We start from the raw sequence: 704 nt of genomic DNA on the forward strand, positions 1-704 counted from the left end.
GACATGGCGGTGATCGTCGGGTCGGCGGCCAGCAGGGCGCGCACCTGGTCGCACCACTGTTGCAGCGGCAGATCATCACCTAGCTGCCGCATCTCATCATCGGTCAGCAGCCGCCCTCGCTTCGCCGACAACGCCGCGCTACGACGGACCCGAGTCGCGGCCGGCCACTGCGACCTCGGCCGCATCTGTGCGCGCGCCCGATCCGGATTGCGTGACCGGTCCAGGTTCGCGACGTGCTCGTCGCGGTGCAGCTCCCACGCCTGCGACATCTTCTGACGGATCTCGCCGGCAATCAGAACCGCGGTCAGCTCCAAACCGTGGCGAGCGCGATACTGAGCACCCGACAGGCCATGGGTGCGCATCGCGTGAGTCGCCAGATGCAGAAACGCGCGGCCACATTCGTGGCAGACGAGATGGCCGTTCTCGTCGGTGGTGAGCTGGCCGTAGGCGCCGTGGCCATCACGATCTCCGACCCGCATAGCTGATCACTGTAGCCAGGCGCGAACCCGGAGGTTGATCACTTGGTTACCGCAGCCGTCAGAGCGGCACTAGTGACGATCGGCCGTGAGGCGGTAGAGCGGGTTTTGCGCCGCGGCGGAACGGGTTTCGGCCCCGGCAGCGTTGACGTACCGCTGGGAGGTCGCCATGGATTCGTGGCCAAGGAGTTTCATGAGGGTGTAGACGCTGATGTTGGTGTTCGCTAG

At 65.9% G+C, this 704-nt stretch carries 1 protein-coding gene and 1 pseudogene; both read right to left on the reverse strand.

Annotated elements, in window-relative coordinates:
- Nucleotides 1–479 (reverse strand): MucR family transcriptional regulator (locus AO501_RS37325; RefSeq protein WP_055579089.1); only part of this gene is annotated, 479 nt, incomplete at its 3' end.
- A gap of 69 nt (nt 480–548) precedes the next feature.
- Nucleotides 549–704: pseudogene (locus tag AO501_RS39480) on the reverse strand (recombinase); the annotation flags it as partial.

Origin of the sequence: Mycobacterium gordonae (assembly GCF_001417955.2) — a bacterium.
Lineage (GTDB): Bacteria > Actinomycetota > Actinomycetes > Mycobacteriales > Mycobacteriaceae > Mycobacterium > Mycobacterium gordonae_B.